Raw genomic sequence first — 15871 nt, forward strand, 5'->3', positions numbered from 1 at the left:
GCTACTTCGAGTAGAAACAACCCTCCCTAGTCCCCTTTCTGGTGCTAATTCTACTTTCAACTCCATAGCAGGGAAAAAGAAAAACCGTGGCAAGCCACGGTTTTTTTATGCTTAACAAGCGGTTGTTACCAACCTGGTACCCCTTCCATATCTGGCAGGTGGTGCGCTATGCCCTTGTGGCAGTCGATACAGGTCTTTTCACCACTGGCCAGCGAGGTGGAGTGCTGCTTGGCGGCACGCTCTGACTGACGGGTAAAGTCCATGTAGTCGAAGTTGTGGCAGTTACGGCATTCCAGCGAGTCGTTGGCCTTGAGGCGTTTCCACTCATGCTCCGCCAGTTCCCGGCGCTTGGCCTCGAACTTTTCACGGGTGTTGATGGTGCCGAAGATCTTGCCCCACACTTCCTTCGACGCCTGCATCTTGCGGGCAATCTTATCGGTCCAGTTGTGCGGCACGTGGCAGTCAGGACAGGTCGCCCTCACACCCGAGCGGTTGGTGAAGTGGATAGTGGTCTTCAGTTCCTGGTACACGTTGTTCTGCATCTCGTGACAACCGATACAGAAGGCTTCGCGGTTGGTGGCTTCCAGGGCGGTGTTGAAGCCCCCCCAGAAGATGATCCCGGCCACAAAGCCCCCCAGGGTCAGGAACCCCAGGCTGAAGTGCACGCTGGGCTTATTGAGCACCCGCCAGATTTTTTTCAGCTTATCCAACATAGCGGACTCCTAGTGCTTGCCTTCGGTGTTGGCATTGGCCTTGAGCAGGTGCTCAAGGTCAACGAACTCGTTTTCCACCAAAGGTTTGGCATCCAGTTGCGGCACGTGGCACTGCAAGCAGAAATAACGTCTGGGTGACAGTTCCGCCAGGAAGTTGTTATCCCTGTCCATAAAGTGAGTAACGCTCACCATGGGCGCCTGGGAATCCCCAATGCGGCCACGGGCATGGCAGGACATACACTTGTTTACCTTGAGATCCAGCTGGTAACCGTCAACCTTGTGGGGAATGACGGGTGGCTGCATCGGGTAGTTACGCACCTGGCGCTTATCCGAGTTAACCACCTTTTGCATTACCGGCGGCTTGGGCTCCACGTTCAGTGGCGCCTGACGCAGTGTTGCCAACTTTTCATCCTGCACAGGTTCGGCTGCAACCGACACGAATGACATGCCAAGCAAGGCCAGCGCAGAGATTGTCATTATTGTTTTCATGCTGTTACTCCTTAGGCCTTGACCACTTTAACGGCGCACTTCTTGAAGTCTGTCTGTTTGGACAGCGGATCCGTGGCATCCAGGGTCACCTTGTTGATCAACTGGCTGGCATCAAACCAAGGTACGAACACCAGACCCACAGGTGGCTTGTTACGGCCACGGGTTTCAACCCGGGTGCGGATCTCGCCGCGACGGGATATCACCTTGACCTCGTCACCGCGGCGCAGGCCACGCTTCTTGGCATCTTCGGGGTGCATAAAACAGACGGCATCCGGGAAGGCGCGGTACAGTTCGGGCACCCTTTGGGTCATGGAACCTGAGTGCCAGTGTTCCAGTACCCTGCCGGTGGACAGCCACATGTCGTATTCAGCATCGGGCGACTCCGCAGGCGGCTCGTAGGGCAGCGCGAAAATTACCGCTTTGCCGTCGGGCTTGCCGTAGAACTCGAAGCCCTTACCGGGTTTGACATAGGGATCGGTACCTTCGCGGTAACGCCACAGGGTTTCCTTGCCATCAACCACGGGCCAGCGCAGGCCGTGTACTTCGTGGTACAGGTCAAAGGGAGCCAGGTCATGACCATGACCGCGACCGAAGGCGGCGTATTCTTCAAACAAGCCCTTTTGTACATAGAAACCGAAGTGCTGGGACTCATCGTTCAGATACTTGCTGTCGTGATCGCTCAGCGGGAACTTGTCAACGCTGCCGTTTTGGAACAGCACCTGGAACAGGGTCTTGCCCTTGTAGGACGGATTGGCATCGAGGATTTCCTTGGTCCATACCTCATCTGTGGTGAAGCGCTTGGAGAATTCCATCAGCTGCCACAGATCGGAGCGGGATTCACCCGGCGCCTTCACCAACTGGTGCCAGAACTGGGTACGACGCTCGGCGTTACCATAGGCGCCCTCTTTCTCAACCCACATGGCGGCGGGCAGTACCAGATCGGCGGCCTGGGTGGTTACGGTTGGGTAGGCATCGGACACCACGATAAAGTTATCGGGATTGCGATATCCGGGCAGACCTTCCTCGTTGAGGTTGGGGCCGGCCTGGATGTTGTTGTTCACCTGCACCCAGTAGACGTTCATATCGCCATCTTTCAGGCGACGGTTCTGCTCAACCGCGTGGTAACCGGGCTTGGCGGGAATGATACCGGCAGGGATCTTCCAGATCTTCTCGGCGATGGCACGGTGCTCAGGGTTCTTCACCACCATGTCTGCGGGCAGACGGTGAGCGAAGGTACCCACTTCACGGGCGGTACCACAGGCCGATGGCTGGCCGGTGAGCGAGAAGGGGCTGTTGCCCGGGGTGGCAATCTTGCCGGTCAACAAATGGATGTTATACAGCAGGTTGTTACACCAAACACCGCGGGTATGCTGGTTGACACCCATGGTCCAGAAAGAAGTCACCTTGGTGTCCGGATCGGCATACAGCTTGGCCAGGGCGATCAGCTTGTCTTCCGGTACGCCGGACAGCTTGCTGACCTTGTCGACCGTGTATTCAGACACAAACTTGGCAAAGGTGTCGAAATCAATCGGCGTGGAGTCACCTGCGGTGGCCACGTTCTTGGCCTTCTGCTCCAGCGGATGGGTTGGACGCAGACCATAGCCTATGTCTGTGGTGCCCTTACGGAAGTTAACGTGCTTGCTGATGAAGTCTTTGTTAACTGCGCCGTTTTCAATGATGTAGTTGGCAATGAAGTTGAGAATTGCCAGATCTGTCTGGGGCGTGAACACCATGGGCAGATCAGCCAGCTCAAAGGATCTGTGCTCGAAGGTGGACAGCACAGCAACCTTGACGTGGGGCGCACTCAAACGACGGTCGGTTACCCGGGTCCAGAGAATGGGGTGCATCTCGGCCATGTTGGAGCCCCAGAGCACGAAGGCATCGGCCGCTTCCATGTCGTTGTAGCAGCCCATGGGCTCGTCCATACCGAAGGTACGCATAAAGCCACCCACGGCGGAAGCCATACAGTGACGGGCGTTGGGGTCGATGTTGTTGGAGCCGAAACCGGCCTTCATCAGTTTAACCGCGGCATAACCTTCCCACACGGTCCACTGACCTGAGCCGAACATACCAATGGCGGTTGGGCCCTTGGCCTTGAGGGTGGCTTTCCACTTTTCGGCCATGATGTCAAAAGCCTGATCCCAGCTGATGGGGGTGAAGTCACCGTGCTTGTCGTATTTGCCGTTGGTCATGCGCAGCATGGGGGTTTGTATACGGTCGCGGCCGTACATGATCTTGGACAGGAAGTAACCCTTGATACAGTTAAGACCACGGTTTACCTCGCTGTTGGCATCACCATGGGTTGCCACCACTTTGCCATCGCGGGTCGCCACAATCACAGAGCAGCCGGTACCACAGAAACGGCAAGGCGCCTTGTTCCATTCCAGCTTGGTTTGCTCCGAGCTGGTGATCAAGTTGCTGGCACCGGCCGGCAAAGCCAGGCCTGCGACACTTGCCGCAGCCATGGCGGCATTGGCCTTCATAAATTCACGTCTGTTCATTTTCATTACTCACCTTCCTCCAGCACTTCGCTTTGGTGATAAACCATGGTGGCCGTCAGCACGCCCGGCAAGGCATTGATGGCGTCAATGGTTTGCAATAACACCTTCTGATGGGGCCCTTCCACTACCACCACCAGCTTGGCCTCGTTGTTTACCGACAACTCGGCATTGTCCATCGCCATGATCTGACTGCGTACTGCAGCCATTTCACCTGGCTTTACCTGGACTATCAGGCTGGTTACATGAAGTTCATTGCTCATTGATTATTATCCGTTGTTACGTTGTTCTTTCGACTGTCAACCGGCTCCCGGTGGCCCGGTAAAAATCTGGCCGATCCAGATGCTGAAGCCCAGACTGGCGACCAGCGCGACCGCCAGTACAGGGGCCAGGAAAACGGTGAGAAAGATGAAGATCTTCAATTCCAGGCTTTTTTCGCTATTGGGTGTGGCACTCATGGCTCCTCCGTTTGGCAATTCCCGCTTGGTTTTGCCCTTTAACCGCGTCCCGCCCTTGGGCAATACACGGTAATTTTATACGGGTTTAATAATAAGCCTTGCCCGTTAACAACTTGTATACCCCTTTATCGGTAAAAGGATTGACCTTTGATCCAGATCATCAAATTTTTCCTGATGTTAAGCGGATCACGTAACAGGCGTAGCGACGAACGCTTTTTTCAACAATTTAACGATGTGACAACAGAGTATGGTGGATAAGCGGCACAAAAGCCGTCAGAAATGATATGAACTGGGATAGGTGTCATCCCTTAAGAGGTATTACCCCGGGCGATACAGCTATCACCCGGGGGTAAAGATCAGGCCTGACTGATGTGGGCCAGTACCCGTTTTTCCGAAATCGGGCAGCAGGTGCCAAGCACCTGGGCAAACAGAGATACCCTCAGTTCCTCAATCAGCCAGCGGGCCTCCAACAGCTGGGCCGGCTCGGGTTGGCTTTTCGGCACCTTGGCCCTTTGGGCCGCCAATGCCTCCTGCACCCTGTGGATGGTGAGCAATTGCAGCTTGTCACGCACAGGATCCACAGGCAGCTTCTCCAGTCGGTATTCTATGGCCTTGAGGTAGCGAATGATGTCCGAAAGGCGGCCAAAACCACAATCGGCCACAAAGCCCCTATACACCAGGTTGTCCAGCTGCTGCTGGATATCGCTCATGGCAAAGGCAATCTCGAGGCTTATCTTGCCCTTGAGCCGTTTGCGGATGGCATTGTGCAGGGTCAAAATCTGCTCCACCTTGAGGGCTATGGCCTCGGCGGTCTCGTTGAGATCCATGCGCACCGCATCCCGGGCCGCATCGAACTCTTCGGCGCTCCTGACACGCAGATTTTTCGTTGCAATAATTTGCTCGACCGCAGCAAAAATAATGTCATCAATCAGCAACTGCACCTGACCAAAGGGATTGAAGTACATGGCCAACTTGGCCTTATTGGGCAAAGCCTGTTGCAAGTGTTTGACTGGCGATGGAATATTGATAAGCAGCAAACGCCGGACACCGGCCGCATGGGCCTTTTGCGCCTGATGCTCATCATCAAATAATTTCACCGCAACGCTGTCTTTTTCATCCACCAGCGCCGGGAATGCCTTGACCTCGTAGTTACCCTTGCGGCGCTGGAATTGCTCCGGCAGCGCCTCGATACTCCACTCGGTCAGCCCGCTTTGCTCTATGCCGCTCTTGGCCACCTGGCGAATGGCCTTGGCCACCACGCCCTGCAATCCGGCCTTGAGGCTGTCGAGATCCCGGCTTTGCCCCACCAACTTGCCCTTGTCGTCTTCAATCTTGAAGTGCATCAACAGATGCGCTGGCAACTCGGCAACCACGAAGTCCTCGGGAGAGACCCGCACCCCGCTCATGCGCAGCAGCTGCTTGCACAGGACATCGAGCAGCGGCGCATCCTGCTGCAGGGAAGCCACCGCGGCGCGGGCATAATCCGGTGCCGGCACAAAGTTGCGTCTAAGCTGCTTGGGCAGGCTCTTGATAAGGGCGGTGCATTTCTCTTCCAACAACCCAGGCACCAGATAATCGAAGCCCACGTCTTCTACCTGGTTCAGCAGCGCCACCGGAATGTGGACGCTGACACCGTCATCCTCGCTGCCGGGCTCGAAGTGATAGCTCAGGGCAAAGCTTAAATTGCCCTGATGCCACTTGTCGGGGAAGTCCAGGGCCGACACGTGACCGGCGCTGCGGGCCAGCAGCATTTCTTCGTTGAAATCGAGTAAGTGCGGCGTCTTTTTGCGGGCCTCTTTCCACCAGCTCATCAATCTGGGGGCGTTGTAAATGCCCTCCGGCAGACGGGCGTCGTAAAAATCGAACAGCACCTGCTCGTCCACCAGAATGTCGCGGCGGCGGGACTTGTGCTCCAGGGTTTCCACTTCTTCCAACAACTTCTGGTTGTTGACGAAAAAGGCCTCGCGACTCTTGAGCTGGCCCTCGGCCAATGCGCTGCGGATAAAAATCTCCCTCGCTTCCACCGGGTTGATGCCACCGTACTGCACCTTGCGGCGGTTGACCACGGTCAGGCCGTACAACACCTGGTTTTCATAGGCGATAACCGCGCCCTGGTTGGCCTCGAAATGGGGTTCGTTGTGCTGCTTTTTGATAAGGTGCGCCGCCAGCTCTTCCAGCCACTCGGGCTCGATTTTGGCGCAGCCCCTTGCAAACAGGCGGCTGGTTTCGGTCAGCTCGGCGGCCACTATCCACTTGGGGCCCTTTTTGGCCAAGGGCGAGCCGGGAAATACGAAGAAGCGGCGGTTGCGGGCCCCCAGGTATTCATTGTTGTTGTCTTTGAAACCGATGTGACTGAGCAGGCCGGACAACAGGGAGCGGTGCAGCGAGTCATAGTCGGCCGGAGTGCCGTTCAGGCGCCACTTTAGTTCGTGCACGCTTTGGCGCAGCTGGGCATAGAGATCCTGCCACTCGCGCACCCTCAGGTAGGCCAGATATTCGCTCTTGCACTGCTTGCGGAACTGGCTGGCGGACAGGGCTTTTTGCTGCTCCTTGAGGTAGTTCCACAGGTTCAGCAGGGCAACAAAGTCCGAATCCTTGTCGGCAAAGCGCTTGTGGGCCTCGTCGGCGGCCTGCTTTTTCTCCAGCGGCCGCTCGCGGGGGTCCTGAATCGACAGTGCCGAGGTAATCACCATGGCTTCATGCAGGGCGCCACGGCCATTGGCCTCGATCACCATGCGGGCCAAACGGGGATCCAGCGGTATGTGCGCCAGTTGTTTGCCAAGGGGCGTCAGCCCCAGCTCGCCCTTACGGGACTTGACCGCCTGCAACTCTTCCAGCAGCAGGAAGCCGTCCTTGATATGACGCTCATCGGGGGGCTGGATAAAGGGGAAGCCCTGAATATCACCAAGGCCGATGGCCAGCATCTGCAATATGACCGACGCCAGGTTGGTACGCAGAATTTCGGGATCGGTAAACTCGGGCCGCGACAGGAAATCGCTTTCCTCGTACAGGCGGATACAGATCCCAGGCCCGACCCGGCCGCAACGGCCCTGGCGCTGGTTGGCGCTGGCCTGGGAAATCGGCTCTATGGGCAGGCGCTGCACCTTGGTGCGGTAACTGTAGCGACTGATGCGGGCGGTACCTGGATCGATCACATAACGGATACCGGGCACAGTCAGTGAGGTTTCCGCCACGTTGGTGGCCAGCACAATACGGCGGCCGGTGTGGGACTTGAACACCTTGGATTGCTCGCCATAGGACAGGCGGGCGTACAGGGGCAAGACCTCGGTATCGCGATAGTTGCGGCGATTAAGCTGCTCGGCGGTATCGCGAATTTCACGCTCGCCGTTCATAAAGATCAGTATGTCGCCGGGGCCTTCGGTTATCAGCTCATCGACAGCGGCAAAAATGCCGTCCATCAGATCCAGATCCGGCTCGTCATCCTTCACCAGCGGCCGGTAGCGGGTTTCCACCGGGAAGGTCCGCCCCGATACTTCGATTACCGGCGCATCGTTGAAATGCTTGGAGAATCTGGCCACGTCTATGGTGGCCGAGGTGATGATAAGCTTGAGATCGGGCCGCTTCGGCAGCAGCTGCTTCAGGTAGCCGAGAATAAAGTCGATGTTGAGGCTGCGCTCGTGGGCCTCGTCGATGATCAGGGTGTCGTACTGATTGAGAAAACGATCCGAGGTCAGCTCCGCCAGCAAGATACCGTCGGTCATCAGCTTGATATAGCTGTTGTCATTGATGGCATCGGCAAAACGCACCTTGAAGCCGACGGCCTCACCCAGCGGCGATTGCAGCTCTTCCGCCACCCTGGTTGCCACGCTGCGGGCCGCCAGTCGTCTTGGCTGGGTGTGGCCTATCAGGCCGCGACTGCCACGCCCAAGTTCCAGACAGATCTTGGGTAACTGGGTGGTTTTGCCCGAACCGGTTTCACCGGCCACTATCACCACCTGGTGGGCGGCGATGGCACTGGCTATCTCATCGCGCTTTTGCGATACCGGCAGGGCCTCGGGGAACTGACAATTTGGCCTGCTGTCCAGCCGTTGTTTGACCTTGGCAAAGGCCACCTCGGCGGCCTGCACCAACTCGGCCTCGGCTGCCGCGCGGGCCTCGGGCGCTTTAATGGCGCTCAGTTGCTTGAGCCCACGCCTGATCCTGACGGCATCTTTTTGAAAACATTGATTGAGAAAGGCCTGAGACAGAGGATGTTGCTGCGTTGCCAAAACCGGAACCCACTCGCTTGAAAAGAAGCGATCCTAGCAAGTCGGCGCCCATTTGGGTATGCCTAAATTGGCAAAAGCCCCGCAAGATGCGGGGCTTGGCTTTCTTATCTGACTACAATTGCTACCTCAGGCCTGCTTCAGATAACACTGCTGCATGTAGGTATTCATGGCGTTGAGCACAGCGGTGCGGTTGATGGTGCCAATGACCTTACCCTCTTCCACCACGGGATAGATCTTGGGTTTGGGCCCCAGCATCTGCTCCGCCAGCTTCAACATGCTGTCATCCGGCCCCACGGAAAGCACATCTGTGTGCATGCAATCGGCCACAGTGGCCGTCATATCGCAGTGGTAGCTGCTTTTCAGCATTACCGACATGCAATCCTGCTGTGACAAAAACCCCACCAGATGGCCTTTATCATCCACTACAGGAGCGCCATTCTTTTTGTTTTCAAGCAACTTGTCCACGGCGGCGGCCAATGACATCTCTGCGTGCAGCAGCACGGCATGCCTGTCCATGTAGTCCCTGATTTTAATCGAGTCCATAGCATTCCCCAGTTGGTTGTTCCTTTAACAAGTGTAGGAAAAAACACGGTTCTTCGCCTGCCTGAAGAATCGATTGTGTCAATCTGGCTTTACTTGTCGCGCCAGATCATCACCAGCGGAGCGTCATTGTTGGCGCGGCTGGCGCGGTACATACCCTCGGTATTGAACGGGGTGGCGATATTGCCGCGCTGATCAATGGCTATCACCCCGCCCGTGCCACCGGCTTCGACCAGGCGCTGGTTTATCACCTCATCGGCCGCCTGCAACACGGATTTATTCTGATACTTCACCCGGGCGCAGATATCCCCCGCCACCTGATAGCGGATGAAATACTCACCATGACCGGTGGCGGACACGGCACAGGCGCCGTTTTCGGCATAGGTGCCGGCACCTATCACAGGGGAATCGCCGACACGGCCAAAACGTTTGGCGGTCATGCCGCCGGTGGAGGTACCGGCCGCCAGATTACCTTTCTTGTCGAGCGCCACGGCGCCCACTGTGCCGAATTTGTAATCCAGATCCAGCTGCTCGTTTGATGCCTGGTAGTCTTTGGCTTCGGCCTCGGCTTTTTTGATCTTGTCCTTGGCATCGAGCAACTGCTGGTAGCGCCCCTCGGTATCGAAATAGTCAGCAGGAACCAGGCTGAAACCCTGGGTCAGGGCAAATTCTTCTGCCCCCTGGCCCGAGAGCATCACATGGGGAGACTTCTGCATCACCGCCAGCGCCAGGTCAATGGGGTTTTTGATGTGCCTGACCCCGGCCACGGCACCGGCATTGAGGCTGGCACCGTCCATAATGGCGGCGTCCAGTTCGTGGGTGCCATCAAAGGTGTAAACGGCGCCCTTGCCGGCGTTGAACAGCGGACTGTCTTCCAGCACCTTGATGGCCGCCTGCACCGCGCTGAGGCTGTCGCCCCCTTTGGCGAGGATCTTATGGCCAACATTGACCGCCTCCTCCAGTTTGTCGCGATAGGCCTGCTCCTGCTCCGGTGTCAGTTTGGCCTTGGATATGGTGCCGGCGCCGCCGTGGATGGCGATGCCGAAGGGTGGATTGTCGGCCCCCTGGGCCAGGGCTGCGAATGTCATCGAAAGTACCAACAGTGCTGAGTTTATTTTCATTATTGTATCTCCGGTAAACGGACATTTGTTGTAACCATTTCCCGCTGGGAATTCAATGATATCCTTGCCTGGCCTACACTAAATAGCGACAATATCGGCCTTGGGCTATTGGACGGGAACAGGGAATTTGCGCTGGGTCAGCACGCGTGGTTTGGGCTTGGGAGTGGCTGCCGCTTTAACGTGGCAGCAAGGCATGGCTGCTGACACCAATCTTGAGTTGGATATTCAGGGCGCAGATGAACGCCTGGGCAAAAATATCCTGGCCCATCTGGGCACCCTGCCCCAGACCGAAGTGCAGCGGCGGGCATTTCTGTTTAATGTGGAAGACGCTGTCTTCGCGGCGCTGCAATCCATGGGCTATTACCATGGTGAGCTTGAACAGCAGCTGCAACAAAAAGACAAAAAGCCCTGGCGCCTGTCGTTGAAACTCACTCCCGGGCAACCGGTACGCCTTGCCTGGGTGGATATCCGCTTTCTCGGCGACATGCTGCAGGACAAGGCCTTCGATAGCTGGCTGCAGGGACAGCCACTGAAACCCGGCGATCCGCTGAATCACGGTCGCTATGAAGAGGTCAAGTCGGAACTCTCCACCCTGGCGCTGTCACGGGGCTATTTCGACGCCGACTTCAGCAAGGCGGAGATCAAGGTCAACCGCGACCTTAACCTGGCCTTTATCAGCCTGCATTTCAATTCCGGAACCCGATACCATTTCGGCGAGGTCAGCTTCAATGGCCACAGTCTGGAACCGCAATTGTTGGAGCAGCTGGTCCCCTTTGACAGTGACAGCCCCTACGGCACCCGCGAGCTGGGCCAGTTCAACGGTGCCCTGCAGGAAACCGGCTATTTTTCCGGCATCAAGGTGTTGCCGGAACTGGCCCATGCCAGTGAGCAGCATGTGCCTATCCGGGTGGAACTGACGCCCAAACCCGATCACACCATTGAGCTGGGTCTGGGTGCCGATATCGGCTCCAGCAGCGATGCCGCCATAGAACCCAGGGTCAGGGTGACCTGGCGCACGCCACAAATAAACCGTTTTGGGCACTCCCAGGAAACGTCGGTGGAATGGTCGCCGGACCGGCCCAAGTTCCTGACCACCTATACCCTGCCGCTCAGCCATCCACTCAATGATCAGCTGATACTGCGCCTGGGGTTATTGCGGGACAAATACGGCGTCACCCAGGAATACAATGTGGCGGACGACAGCTACAACAACACAGGGCAGCTGGAGTCCAGTACCCGCCTGCTGGGGGTGAGGCGGCAGCAGCGCCTGCAAAACCGCTGGTATTACAGCTATTCAGTGGACTATATGCGTGAGTTCTATACCCAATCGGACACCCAATACGATCCACGCTACCTGCTTGGCGGGATAAGCTTCCAGCACAGTCGCCGCAATGACACCAGTTTGGATCCCAAGGGCGGCTTCCGGCAGTTTTACAGCCTTGAATATGCCGATCCCATGCTGGGTTCCACTGTGCGTCTGGCAAGGGCCATGGCCAAATTCAAATGGATAGACACCTTCTTCGATAAGCACCGCCTGGTGGCCAGGGTGGATCTGGGCGCCAACTGGGTACCACAGGGAGACGAACCCCTGGTGCCACCATCTTTGCGCTACTTCGCCGGGGGCGATCAAAGTATCCGCGGTTATGGCTATCAGGAGCTGGGGCCTTTTATCAATTACACGACCGACGAAGGAGTGCCGGCCCGCCAGGTGGTGGGCGGACGTTTCCTGACGGTAGCCAGCCTGGAATACCAATATTATCTGACCCCGGAGTGGCGTCTGGCTACCTTTGTTGACGGTGGCAACGCCTTTGACCTGCGCCAATTTGAGCCCGCCATGTCGGTCGGCGGCGGTGTACACTGGATATCTCCCATAGGTCCGATCAAATTGGATCTGGGCTTCGGTGTGCGCGAAACCGACACCATTCCCTCCTCTTGGCGTATCCACCTGACCATGGGGGCCGAGTTATGACAGACTTGTCTCAGACTGCAGCGCCCAAGGCCGATGGCCCAAAACCGGACAAAAGCCCGCCAAGGCGGCTCCGCTGGCTGAAGCTCGCACTGCGGCTACTGCTTTATGTGCCCCTGGTGCCACTGGTACTGCTGGCCCTGCTGGTGGGCACCCCCCTTGGCAGTGCCCTGTCCGTCTGGATAGCCAACGCTCTGGTAACCGGGCTCACCGTGGAGTACCGCTCCGGCACCCTCAACGGTGAACTGCAACTGGGTGAAAGCCGCTGGTCCATGGCCGGTGTTGATGTTTCCCTGACCGACCTGACCCTTGACTGGCAACCCACTTGTCTGCTGGCAAGGCGGGTGTGCGTCAATCGCCTCGACGCCTCGGGCATTGAGGTCAAGGTGGACACGCAGGCTCTGGTATCGCTTGAGGATGACGACGAGGTGGCTGCGCCGCAAACAGAGCTGCAATTGCCCCTAGCCATCGAACTGCAGCGGGGTACCCTCAAGCAGGTGCTGGTTGAGGTAAACGAGATGCAATTCTCGGCCGCCGAACTTGAACTGGGGGCGCACTGGGATAAGCAGGGTATCCATACCCGCAGGCTTTCAAGCCAGGGACTCAAGGCGTTTATCCCGGTCAGGGAAAGTGACAAGGAAAGTGACAAGGAAAGCGACCAGGCACCCACCCGGACGGCAAACACTGAGGCTGCGGAGCAGCCGGGACAAGCCTTCCCCGAAGTCATACTGCCCATGGCCATCCGGCTCGACAGCGGCGAGTTCAGCGACAGTCGACTGGATATTGCAGGCTTTGAACAACGACTCGACCGCGTGACGCTGGCGGCCACAGCCAGCGGCAGCCAGTTCAGCGTTTATCGGCTTGACGTCCACGCCCCTGACGTTGACCTGACTGTCGACGGCCAATTTGCCCTGACCCAAGCCTATCCACTGCAACTGAAGCTGAGTGGTGAACTGCGCCATCCCCGCTGGTTACCGCTGGCGTTGACCGCCGATGCCAATCTTGATGGCGATCTGCAATCGCTGCAGCTGACGCTGCAATCGGTGGGCGATCTGGCGCTGCAACTCGATGGCCGGGTGGATTTAACCCGGGAGCTGCTGCCATTCAGCGCCACGATAAGCGATGGGCATTTTGGCTGGCCGCTAGCCAATCCTGACTACAGTTTCAATCACGCCCAGCTGCAGTTAAGCGGCGATCTACAGGCGCAGCAGGGCCGGCTCAAGGCCGAGCTGCAGCTGCCGGGCGCCGAGCCCCTCACCATAGACAGCCGGCTTAACCACAGCGACGGAAAACTCTCCCTGAGCGAATTTGACGCCGATGGCGCGGCGGGCAATCTCAAACTCTCGGGCACACTCGATTACACCCGGGGGCTCGCCTGGCAATCCAAGGTGGCCCTGTCCAAGTTGCGGCCCCAGTCCCTGCCCGCCATACCGGCTATGCCGCTACAGGGTGAGCTCAATGGCAAGTTTGCCAGCGAAGGTCAACTTATGGACGGCCAATGGCGCCTGGCGCTGACTGAGGCCGATGTTCAGGGGATGCTCAATGAATTGCCCTTTAGCCTGAGTGGGGACATTTCTGCAAGTCAAAACTGGCAGATCGAGGCCGGAAATTTTCATCTCAAGGCCCTTGGGGCTCAGCTGGATTTGGATGGCGGCCTGACCAACAACTGGCAATTTACCGGCAAGTTGGCGGTTGCCGATGCAGCTTTGTTATGGCCGGAACTGGAGGCCACCCTGGCGCTCGATTTCAATTTGCGGGGTGAACGGCGCGATCCCGTGCTCGACTTCAGTGCAGAGGGCAGCAACCTGAAGTATCAAACCCTGCGACTGGCGGCCCTGGCTGTCGAAGGTCAGGCTCACCCCTTTGGTGGCCAGCGGTTTGAGCTTTCCGCCCATGGCAAGGATCTGGACCTTGGCAATATGCGACAAAAGCAGCTGCAGCTGCAACTTCAGGGGGATTTGCAACAACAAAGTCTGGCGCTGCTGACCGAGGGCGATCTTGCCATCAGCGCCAAGGCAAGCAACCGGTATTCGGCTATGAATGGCAATGACAGGCTGGAGATAAGCCAACTCAGCCTGGGCACGCCTCTGGGGCCCTGGCTATTGGACCGGCCACTGGTGTTTGATTGGCAACAGGCCAAGGAGGATGGACGCCTCAATCCCTTCTGTCTTGGCCACGCTGCCGGCAAACTGTGTTTGATTGAGGAGGGGCGATTCGGCGCCGAGGGGCGATTTGCAGTGCAATTTCGCGGCGATCCCGGGCAAATTCTGGCTCCGCTGTTGCCGGCCAATCTTAGCTGGCAGGGGCAGGCCAGCCTGGACAGTCGCCTTGGCTGGACCAAGGGGCAAAAACCCAGCGGCGATCTCAAATTAACGCTGCCGCCGGGACTGCTTAAGCTCAGGCGGCCCAAGGGCCAATGGCTGGAGTTTGGCTACCGGGCATTGGATCTTGATGCCAGCCTGGATCCCCGGCAGCTGGTCGCCACATTAGGGCTCCAGTCAGAGCAACTGGCCAGCCTGAATGCAGATCTCAGGGTCAATGTCAGCCCGGATCGGGCCCTGTCGGGAAACATTAGTCTGACCCGGGTTAACCTGACCGCCATTAAGGAGTTTTTGCCACAGCTGGAAACGCTGGAAGGTAAATTGGACAGTCAACTGCAACTGGGCGGCAGCCTGAACGTTCCGGAGATCACAGGCAGCATTGCTCTGACCGAAGGCGCCATCGCCACCAGCAGCAACCCCACCTTGCTTGAAGAAATACAGCTGCTGCTGACCCTGGAAGGACAGCAGGCAGACGTGACGGGACAATGGAAAATGGGCCAGGGCCCCGCCAGCCTCAAGGGTAAGCTGGCCTGGGAGGACGGCAGGTTCAATGGCGATCTGCAACTGGCCGGGAACAATCTGGCTGTGATAGTCCCCCCCTTGGCGTTGCTGAATGTATCACCGGATCTGCAAATACGTTTCGATACCCGCAAGGTGGCACTCACAGGCCAGGTACAGATCCCCTCGGGGCAAATTACCCTGGTGCAACTGAGCGAGGGCGGTGTGCCCCTGTCCGATGATGTGGTGTTTGAAGACTCGGTATCCCTTGGCGAGCAACGCAGTAACCCTTATGCCATCGAGGCCGATTTGGCCATCGATCTCGGCAAGGATGTGCGTATCGAAGGCTTGGGGCTGATGGGACGTTTGGGGGGCAACCTGAGGCTGAGACAACAGGCATTCAAGCCGCCACTGCTGTTCGGTAATGTGGGGATCAGTAACGGCTTCTACAAGTTCATGGGGCAGACCCTGAAAATCCGTCAGGGTGAGTTGCAATTTGCCGGACCACCCAAACTGCCAAACCTGGATGTGGACGCAATACGGGAAATCAAGGAAGAAGAACTGATCGCCGGGGTGAAGATCACCGGCACCCCTGCCCGCCCTGTGGTCACCCTGTTTTCCAACCCGGTCAAGGAGCAGGCGGAAATCCTGTCCTATATTCTCAAGGGCAAGGGGTTCTCCAATCTGGGCAACACGGATACCAATGCCCTGATGATGGGAGCCGCCCTCACCCTGGGCTCACAATTGGGCGGCAGTGCCATTGGCAATATAGGGAATACCGCCGCCTCGCTGATGGAGGAATTCGGCTTCTCCAATGTCAGCCTGGACACCAACGATGAAGGCAAGGTGGCCATCAGTGGTTACATTGGCGAGGATCTGATGGTCAAGTACGGGGTCGGGGTGTTCAATCCCGGCTATGAAATGACGGTACGTTATTACCTGCTGCGACAACTGTACCTGGAGACTGTGTCCGGAACCCTGGGGCAATCACTGGACATCTATTACAGCTTTGACCTGTAGGCAAAACGCAGGCACAAA

10 protein-coding genes are annotated in these 15871 nt (G+C 57.5%); 2 read left to right on the forward strand and 8 right to left on the reverse strand.

Translation table 11 applies throughout. The features are described from left to right. Window positions 1-125: 125 nt before the first annotated feature. The 8 genes from JYB85_RS09810 to JYB85_RS09845 form a co-directional block, all read right to left on the reverse strand. A complete protein-coding gene (locus tag JYB85_RS09810; RefSeq protein ID WP_207319888.1) occupies window positions 126-713 on the reverse strand; it encodes a cytochrome c3 family protein in 588 nt (195 codons plus the stop codon). A gap of 9 nt (window positions 714-722) precedes the next feature. After that, entirely contained in the window at window positions 723-1202 is a 480-nt protein-coding gene (locus JYB85_RS09815; protein WP_207379173.1) for a nitrate reductase cytochrome c-type subunit, read from the reverse strand. Between the two features lie 11 nt (window positions 1203-1213). Continuing rightward, complete coding sequence (gene napA, locus JYB85_RS09820) at window positions 1214-3703, reverse strand: nitrate reductase catalytic subunit NapA (protein WP_207382028.1); 2490 nt, start codon at window positions 3701-3703, stop codon at window positions 1214-1216. A gap of 5 nt (window positions 3704-3708) precedes the next feature. Continuing rightward, entirely contained in the window at window positions 3709-3963 is a 255-nt protein-coding gene (locus JYB85_RS09825) for a chaperone NapD (protein ID WP_207319890.1), read from the reverse strand. A gap of 36 nt (window positions 3964-3999) precedes the next feature. After that, window positions 4000-4158, reverse strand: a complete 159-nt coding sequence (locus tag JYB85_RS09830; RefSeq protein ID WP_207379174.1) for a periplasmic nitrate reductase, NapE protein — start codon at window positions 4156-4158, stop codon at window positions 4000-4002. 356 nt (window positions 4159-4514) lie between these two features. After that, a complete protein-coding gene (gene hrpA, locus JYB85_RS09835; protein WP_207379175.1) occupies window positions 4515-8387 on the reverse strand; it encodes an ATP-dependent RNA helicase HrpA in 3873 nt (1290 codons plus the stop codon). A gap of 126 nt (window positions 8388-8513) precedes the next feature. Next, the gene (locus JYB85_RS09840; protein WP_207379176.1) at window positions 8514-8930 is read right to left on the reverse strand and encodes a CBS domain-containing protein; all 417 of its coding nucleotides are present in this window, start codon (window positions 8928-8930) and stop codon (window positions 8514-8516) included. Window positions 8931-9019: 89 nt separating this feature from the next. Beyond that, window positions 9020-10048 carry an isoaspartyl peptidase/L-asparaginase family protein gene (locus JYB85_RS09845; RefSeq protein ID WP_207379177.1) on the reverse strand — a complete coding sequence of 343 codons (1029 nt, stop codon included), beginning with the start codon at window positions 10046-10048 and terminating at the stop codon, window positions 9020-9022. A gap of 193 nt (window positions 10049-10241) precedes the next feature. Between JYB85_RS09845 and JYB85_RS09850 the strand changes: the two genes are divergently transcribed. Continuing rightward, entirely contained in the window at window positions 10242-12017 is a 1776-nt protein-coding gene (locus tag JYB85_RS09850; RefSeq protein WP_207379178.1) for an autotransporter assembly complex protein TamA, read from the forward strand. Next, complete coding sequence (gene tamB / locus JYB85_RS09855) at window positions 12014-15853, forward strand: autotransporter assembly complex protein TamB (protein ID WP_207379179.1); 3840 nt, start codon at window positions 12014-12016, stop codon at window positions 15851-15853. The genes JYB85_RS09850 and tamB overlap by 4 nt, the downstream gene beginning before the upstream one ends. Window positions 15854-15871: the final 18 nt, after the last annotated feature.

The organism is Shewanella sedimentimangrovi, from assembly GCF_017354965.1.
Taxonomy (GTDB): Bacteria; Pseudomonadota; Gammaproteobacteria; order Enterobacterales; family Shewanellaceae; genus Shewanella; species Shewanella cyperi.

Excerpts from the sequence above, each read along its gene's own strand:
- JYB85_RS09825 (WP_207319890.1), bottom strand. The coding sequence starts at position 3,963 with ATGAGCAATGAACTTCATGTAACCAGCCTGATAGTCCAGGTAAAGCCA.
- JYB85_RS09845 (WP_207379177.1), bottom strand. The coding sequence starts at position 10,048 with ATGAAAATAAACTCAGCACTGTTGGTACTTTCGATGACATTCGCAGCC.
- napA (WP_207382028.1), bottom strand. The coding sequence starts at position 3,703 with ATGAACAGACGTGAATTTATGAAGGCCAATGCCGCCATGGCTGCGGCA.
- JYB85_RS09850 (WP_207379178.1), top strand. The coding sequence starts at position 10,242 with ATGGCTGCTGACACCAATCTTGAGTTGGATATTCAGGGCGCAGATGAA.
- JYB85_RS09830 (WP_207379174.1), bottom strand. The coding sequence starts at position 4,158 with ATGAGTGCCACACCCAATAGCGAAAAAAGCCTGGAATTGAAGATCTTC.
- tamB (WP_207379179.1), top strand. The coding sequence starts at position 12,014 with ATGACAGACTTGTCTCAGACTGCAGCGCCCAAGGCCGATGGCCCAAAA.
- JYB85_RS09815 (WP_207379173.1), bottom strand. The coding sequence starts at position 1,202 with ATGAAAACAATAATGACAATCTCTGCGCTGGCCTTGCTTGGCATGTCA.
- JYB85_RS09810 (WP_207319888.1), bottom strand. The coding sequence starts at position 713 with ATGTTGGATAAGCTGAAAAAAATCTGGCGGGTGCTCAATAAGCCCAGC.
- JYB85_RS09840 (WP_207379176.1), bottom strand. The coding sequence starts at position 8,930 with ATGGACTCGATTAAAATCAGGGACTACATGGACAGGCATGCCGTGCTG.